General features: G+C 55.0%; 5 protein-coding genes and 3 pseudogenes. 6 read left to right on the forward strand and 2 right to left on the reverse strand.

The window, feature by feature from the left end; all coding sequences use genetic code 11:
* Positions 1–353: 353 nt before the first annotated feature.
* The 4 genes and pseudogenes from AMS69_RS20880 to AMS69_RS12275 all read left to right on the forward strand — a co-directional run.
* A pseudogene (locus AMS69_RS20880) lies at positions 354–713 on the forward strand (transposase); the annotation flags it as partial.
* Positions 714–757: 44 nt separating this feature from the next.
* A pseudogene (locus tag AMS69_RS21215) lies at positions 758–1378 on the forward strand (hypothetical protein); the annotation flags it as partial.
* A gap of 124 nt (positions 1379–1502) precedes the next feature.
* Complete coding sequence (locus AMS69_RS12270; protein WP_053968337.1) at positions 1503–1754, forward strand: AbrB/MazE/SpoVT family DNA-binding domain-containing protein; 252 nt, start codon at positions 1503–1505, stop codon at positions 1752–1754.
* The gene (locus tag AMS69_RS12275) at positions 1755–2189 is read left to right on the forward strand and encodes a PIN domain-containing protein (protein WP_053968338.1); all 435 of its coding nucleotides are present in this window, start codon (positions 1755–1757) and stop codon (positions 2187–2189) included.
* Between the two features lie 48 nt (positions 2190–2237).
* Here AMS69_RS12275 and AMS69_RS12280 read toward each other — a convergent pair whose 3' ends face one another.
* The gene (locus tag AMS69_RS12280) at positions 2238–3152 is read right to left on the reverse strand and encodes a helix-turn-helix transcriptional regulator (protein ID WP_053968339.1); all 915 of its coding nucleotides are present in this window, start codon (positions 3150–3152) and stop codon (positions 2238–2240) included.
* A gap of 138 nt (positions 3153–3290) precedes the next feature.
* Here AMS69_RS12280 and AMS69_RS12285 point away from each other — a divergent pair, with 138 nt between their 5' ends.
* Positions 3291–3614: a hypothetical protein gene (locus AMS69_RS12285; RefSeq protein WP_053968340.1), complete on the forward strand. Its 324-nt coding sequence runs from the start codon at positions 3291–3293 to the stop codon at positions 3612–3614.
* Between the two features lie 786 nt (positions 3615–4400).
* Here the strand turns inward: AMS69_RS12285 and AMS69_RS12290 are convergent.
* Positions 4401–5747 (reverse strand): orc1/cdc6 family replication initiation protein, encoded by a 1347-nt coding sequence (locus tag AMS69_RS12290; protein WP_053968341.1) that lies wholly within the window; start codon positions 5745–5747, stop codon positions 4401–4403.
* A 635-nt stretch (positions 5748–6382) separates the two neighbouring features.
* On the opposite strand from AMS69_RS12290, the pseudogene AMS69_RS12295 reads away from it, so the two are divergent.
* Positions 6383–6695, forward strand: a pseudogene (locus AMS69_RS12295) (IS6 family transposase); the annotation flags it as partial.

Raw genomic sequence — 6695 nt, forward strand, 5'->3', positions numbered from 1 at the left:
GTTATATTGGATTTTCTATACTATCGATGAACTCGTTGCCTGATTCATCACCAAGTTATGACAACTATATGTCTATAAAACTTGTGTGTTATATGAACAGTTCACTGTATATAATACTATAGTATTATATAACGTGGTGCCAGTTTCGGTCAAAACTGTACTACCGATTCCCCTCCCGTGTAGATATTAGAGTCCTAATAATATTGCAATTCTAACTATCTACCTACCGATAATAAATTAGTAAAATATGTTATGTTAGTTATGGCATCTCTGCGGAGATCATAGTAGACATCAATAGGTGTAGCGTATAAAATATTCTAGATAGGTAAGAGACAGATACAACGGAACAGGGCGGCTTGTCTACGCGTGGACGTGAAACATATCACGAAGACAAACCCTCGGTGTTCATACTCGTCGACCGTGACACTGGAGAGACGTACGTTCACCCAGTGAAAGCCACTGACAAAATGACGGTTCGACTCTTGGTCAGCGGTTGCAGACAGGAGTCAATGACTGTCTACCCAACAGCTTTCGAACCTATGAACCACTCAATTCGGATGGCATCTTCGCCCGGAAGTACGCCGGCCACAGCAAGACCGGATGCGCTGATGGTGATATCCGCGTCGACACATACGAGAGCCACGTGTCGTTGACGACGGTGGCTCTCGTCCCATCGGGATGTCTCGAAACACAAGCTCACGCCGTATCTCAGAGGTGACTGTCAGTGAGTCACCAACAGAGTCCCGGCAACGTCTCGATCGACGGCGTCACAGTGGGCTACGGCAGCAACGACGCGATGTTCGACAGCTGGAGCGCCAGCGAAGGTTGGTGGGAAACTGTCCCGCCCCAGGAGGCGTGTACGCGCTTTCGGGTGTTCTTCCCGCACAACCACCAGACGGTTCCACGCGATATCGTCGATGTGATGGCTGCGCTGGGTGCCTAACGAGTCTGGACTGGGAGCGCAGCGGCGTGCGGCTCCTACGACCACCGCGAGCGCTGTGGCGTACACTACCTGTGGCGGAGGGGCCATCAGGTGGAGGAAGTGCTCCACGAGCGGCTCAGTAGCTCTGCGGAAGCGCTCGCTCCAGACGGTGGCCGAACGGGCGACGTTCGTGATCGGCTGGTCGTTGACGATGTCACACAGACACAGGATGACCTTGAGCCACGCACGAAGCGTGCCATCGACGAAGCGATGGACGTCTAGCTCCTCTCGAAAGGTGGTCGCCACGGGGTCCAGTCCGCGTCCAGTAATCGATATGAAGTCGACGTCGTCGACGAGTCGTGTACCTGTCCCGACTGGCAGCAGCGCTCACCTGAAGATGGCTGCAAACATCCGCGTCGCATCGATCACGAAACCAAACGGGGCCGTGTGCCCTGACCAGACGGTCGGCTCCCAACGATTTCAGGGTAAATCACCGTCCTCTTCGTCGGAATCGGTCTTATGCTACTGAGTAGTGTGGCGGCACACTAGATTTTTGACGACTGGTCACCTACCCGGAGATATGAGCAGCGACAGAACCGACGCTGAAAGCAAGGTATCTGGAAACCAAGCAAACATCCCCGCCCGGATTCGACGTGAACTCGATATCGACGACGGTGATCAGCTCCGCTGGCATCTCGAAGATGACGGGAGTATCCGGGTGCAGGTCATCCAACAGCAGACGGGCACGTTCGCCGATTTCAACGGCTACGCTGGTGAGGACGCAACCGATGTGACCAGTGATCACGACGCCTGGGGTGTCGACGTCGAGTAAATGCCCCGCGCACTCATCGATACATCGGTCCTGTTTGCAGCCGCATACAAGCGAGATAACTCACACGACGCCGCACTCCCAGTGCTCCTCGGCATCGATAATGGAACGCTCCCTGAGGCAGTCGTCCTCGACTATGTTCTCGCCGAGACGTTGAACGGCCTCACGACCCACGCTGGCCACGACGCAGCGGTCGATCTCCTTGATCGCATCGAAGAAAACGCCCGCTTCCACATCGACACACTCACCACCGACGCCCTCGCGACAGGAAAGGCCCTCTTTCGCCAACACGAACCCCTTTCTTTCGTCGATGCCTGTATTGTCGCATATATGCAAACCGAGGGGCTCGGTTACCTGTATGCGTTCGATGACGACTTCGACGCTGTCGAGGACGTCTATCGGCTCGAAACAACGACGAATCCCTACGAGCCAAACTGACGCAAACAGACGACACGATTGGGGTGACGAAGTGCAGTCTCAGGAAAGTCACACTTCGTAGTCAGCCGCCAGCTCTTGGAACTCGTCCCACTCCGGGAGCCGGTCGTCGTCGATCTCGCCGTGCGTCTCGAGGTAACAGAGCAAGGCGTCAATCTCGTCTTCGAGGCCATACTTCGCCGCCTGCGCTCGGAGGTCCGCCTCGTCGATGTCGACGTGGCTGAGCAGGAGGAGACAGTACGAACGGTGGCGGCTGCCGTCGTCGATCAACAGTGTGTGACAGCAGAGCTCCGCCGGCGAGAACTCGTCAAGAGTCTCGGCGTAGCGGTAGTAGCGATGGTCAGTGAGCAGGAACTGGAGGTCGAAGGCTGCAAATCGAGCGAGGCCGGTTTCGTGGAACCCCTCGGTGTCGATCTCCGTCTCGGCTTGTGCGAGGAATTCGTCGTAGGTTTCCCAGAGAATCGTGCCCTTCGAGGCGACGGCTTCGAGGCGGTAGCGATGCAGATGGTGTGCGAGTTCACGGGCGAACTCGTGGAGGCGGTCGAAATCGGCGTTGAACTCGTAGCGGCCGTCGGCTGTCCCGACGAGACCTCGGTCGCGAAACCGCTTGAGGACGCGGTTGACCGTGTTGCGGTAGTTGTCGCTCCGGTCGGCGATCTCGGAGACAGTTCGCGGCTGGTCGAGGTAGTACAGCACCTCGAGTGCCTTCCCGGTCAGCAACTCGGGGAACTCGATGTGAGAGTGCTGGCGGACGAGGTCCCGATAGAGTTCGACGGCGCGAGCATCCGACGGGACGACTCGTTTTCGGCGGCCGTCGCGTTCCGTGTACACGAGTCCCTTCTCGACGAGGTCGGCGACGGCACGGGAGAGGTAGCTCTCGCTGTGGTCGAGCTTCGTCGCGAGTTCGGAGATCGTGTCGCCGAGGTCGACGGTGGCGAGGACCTCGAGTTCGATGCGCCGGAGCACGATGTAACATAGTACGAAACTACTATATAAAGAAGTTTTGAGTAGTGTTACAGGTAGCGGTCGCGAGAACCGCCACCATCGTCTTAACCAACAAAACTATTGTTTCGTGGGTCGTGTTGGTTAACACGAGAGTAGCCGATGTCCTACGAACCCCCGACCCCACCGGCGAACCTCCCGACGGAGATCATCAACACGCTCAACGAGTCGGACCCGGAGCAGCTTCGAGACGTTGCGACGTACGCTGAAGCGCTCGCCGAGCACCAGGAACGAGAGGCCCGTCTTGAGGAATCGGCAGATCAAGAAGAGGTCGAAGAGCGACCAGACGATCTTCCGGATGACGTCCCGGCCAAAGCGACGATCACGATCAAGGAGATCAACGACAATCGCTACTACTACTGGCAGTGGCGAGAAGGTGAAAAAGTGCGTTCCCAATATAAAGGCCCCGTCAGTCCCGACGAATAGACGGCGCCGAAACCGTGGCCGGTGCTATTTCAGGCAGTTAGTAGCGTTATAGAGGACACCCCCCGAGTGTGAATGGGTCCTGCCCACCACACACCCCTCAGTGTGAATGGGTCCAATCAACCCGGATGGACTCGAAGAGTGAAGCTACCCACCCCACGTTTCCGTCGTAACTGGAGGCCGGTGGAAGGACTGTGGCCACGATGGCGGGCACCTCACCCTCCACGTTTCCGTCGTTTCTCCACGACATCCATCCCACACTAACGACAGCGCCCACGATAAGACGGAATGTAGATCAACCCCCCGTGTGCGAAGTGAATTACAGGAGGACTTAGGGGTATTTTCGAAAATCGAGAGTACCTACGGGAAGTTATAGACACCCCTCATCAAGAGTGAAAGCCGCGGAGAAAGGCCGGGTAGAAGGACTCACAGTAGATTATAGATTATTTGTATCAGTTCTTTTTGCTCCAAGCACACCACACCCCTCGTCAAGAGTGTATTCACTGATGGCCTCAGAGAGCTACACTCCCCGTGTGCGAAATGAATTCGAAGACAGCCTGGAGTCAGCACCCCCCGTGTGCGAAGTGAATTTGATCTCACCTCAAGGAAGACCCCGTATGAGAGATGAATTGAGTGATGAGTCGAGGACGGGGACACCCCGTGTGCGATATGAAATCTTGCGTACTATTGTCAGACATATCTAGTTATCCTAATAACATTCCCGGCGGAACCACCCCTCCCCCCCCGTGTGCGAAATGAAATCCGGACCGGCGTCGGTAACTCTTCGCCTTAGTTCCCCTCGAAGAAATCGTCTATCTGCGCATTGACAACAGATTTGACGAGATTCTCTTCGTGTTCAGCTTGCTCGAGTCTGATGTCAGCCTGGAGGGTTTCGGCGACCACCTCTGGATCGTCGACGAAGGTATACTCCTTGTGGACTCCACTACCATAGCCACGTCCGCGTTTTTCCGATGTGACGAAGTTGTAGGTCTCAGCTTCATTCATATAGCGTAAGTAGGAGTCGCGAGATTTTTCATCGGCATCCAACAAGTCCGTGAGATACTGATAGACACGATACGCAACCGTACTGGGGACAGCATTCAAATTACGCTGAGAGTGAACGGGGACAATCGCAGTGGCGTAGAGTGAGAGCTTCTTTTGCGTCGATAGACCCTGCATCTGGGTTAGTGTTCGGTCGCGTTCGGCCTCTTTCTGGGCGTCGCGAACGTGTTCTTCGCAAACTGTATCATCTCCGTCGCGATCTGCAATCTCACCAGCCTTCCGAAATAGATCAATCGCTTTTCTGGCGTCACCGTGGTCCTGGGCAGCGAATGCAGCACTAAGCGGAATGATTCCGTCCTCGAGGACGTCATCCTGGTACGCGTCGCGACGGCGTTCGAGAATCGCCTGTAATTGATTCGCATCATAGTCTGGGAAGACGATGTCCTGGGGATTGAACGAACTCTCCGCCCGGCCGTCGATATCCTCCATGAACCGGGGATCGTTCGTGAGCGCTGCAACGGATACGTGCCCCTCGATACGACCGAGCTGTGACGCTCGAGACAGTTGGTAGAGCAACTTCGAATACGCCGGCTCGTCGTTCGGATCGCGTTGCCGGCCAACCAAGAGGTCGACCTCGTCAAGGATGATGATGACCGAGTCGAAGTTATTGCTCAGAATTTCGTAGAACCGATCAAGCTTCTGGTCAGTCGAAATCCCGCTTTCGGGGACACCGATGTCGACATCAGCCTCTTCGGCTGCATTCTTCACGAGCCGATATACAGCGCGGTCGTGAGATTTGATGGTCTGGCAGTTGATTTTGATGACGCCAAACCGGTCCCCTTGTGAGTTCGCAAGTTCGAGAACCTGCTGACAGACAGCGTTGATGATGAGTGACTTTCCGGTTCCCGACGGCCCGTAGAGGAGCATATTGGGTGGGCGATTTCCCTGTAATGCTGGTCGAAGGTAGGTGATGATATCGTCCAGCTGGTCATCACGACCAACGATCCGGTCCTCGTCGATAACGGCATCCGGATCGAGAAGTCCCTTATCTCGAAAAACAGAGTTCTGAACCCCCTCCTGGAGACGGCCCTTGATAGATTGTGAGAGGGATTGTTGATCGTCGCCGTCAGCCATACTGTCGCAGTTAGGTCGAAACTATAAATAAATATGGGTACCGTGTGCGAGGTTAAATCAGCCGAATACTGCCGATAGAAGCGATTTGAGAGAGGGGTCCCGGTAGAGTGTGGTAACCGCGGGCGAAATCAATTGGTCTTTCGGACCCCCCGTGTGCGATATGAAATACTGGCTGGACCGTCGAACAGTTGTCGGTGCCGAGGCGAGTCAGACAACCTCGATGGAGACATCCTCGTGTACAAAATAAGACACTAGACGTGGTCTCGGACCGGGTAGTGCAAAGAATACCCTCGATGATCCCGAGTAAAATCGGAGCTCGTCAGAAAGACCACCCCCACACCCCGTGTGCGATATGAAATTGACGAGAGGACGGGCAAGGACGAATCATCTGAAGTTCTCGGGTATCGGCGAGAGAGCCCACGAGAGGACGTAAAACCGACGAAGCCGTCCAACACACGAGAGACCCTAGCCACGAACGAGTCCGGTCCTATCACTAAACATACTGTTTCGTTTCGACCGACTCTAGGTCTATTGCAGCTATGGTTGATAGAGTGACTATGTAAAGGTTTCCCTGGTACATAGGGCGGTGTTTAGTTAAGCGTAAAAAGTGAGGCGGGAGAATTTCTTGGTGGTCTATGCCAGAAATCGCCCGCCTCAGCGGTAGTAGAGACTGGATTGATTTGGATTTTGTGGAGCGCGAGCGGACACCCGAGCCAGCGATGGCGTTGGGTATTCAATCGCACGTTGCGGGGCTCTCACTGTCGAATACCGTCGAATTACTCGACTCGCTGGGTGTCCAACGCAGTCGAAAAGCCATCCACGATTGGGTACAGAAAGCCGATTTACAGCCCGAATCCGGTAAATCTCCGAATCAGATCGCGCTCGACGAAACGGTGATTCGAATCAACAACCAGCAATTCTGGCTGTATGCCGCCGCCGATCCGCAGT

The sequence above is a fragment of the Haloarcula rubripromontorii genome, from assembly GCF_001280425.1.
Lineage (GTDB): Archaea > Halobacteriota > Halobacteria > Halobacteriales > Haloarculaceae > Haloarcula > Haloarcula rubripromontorii.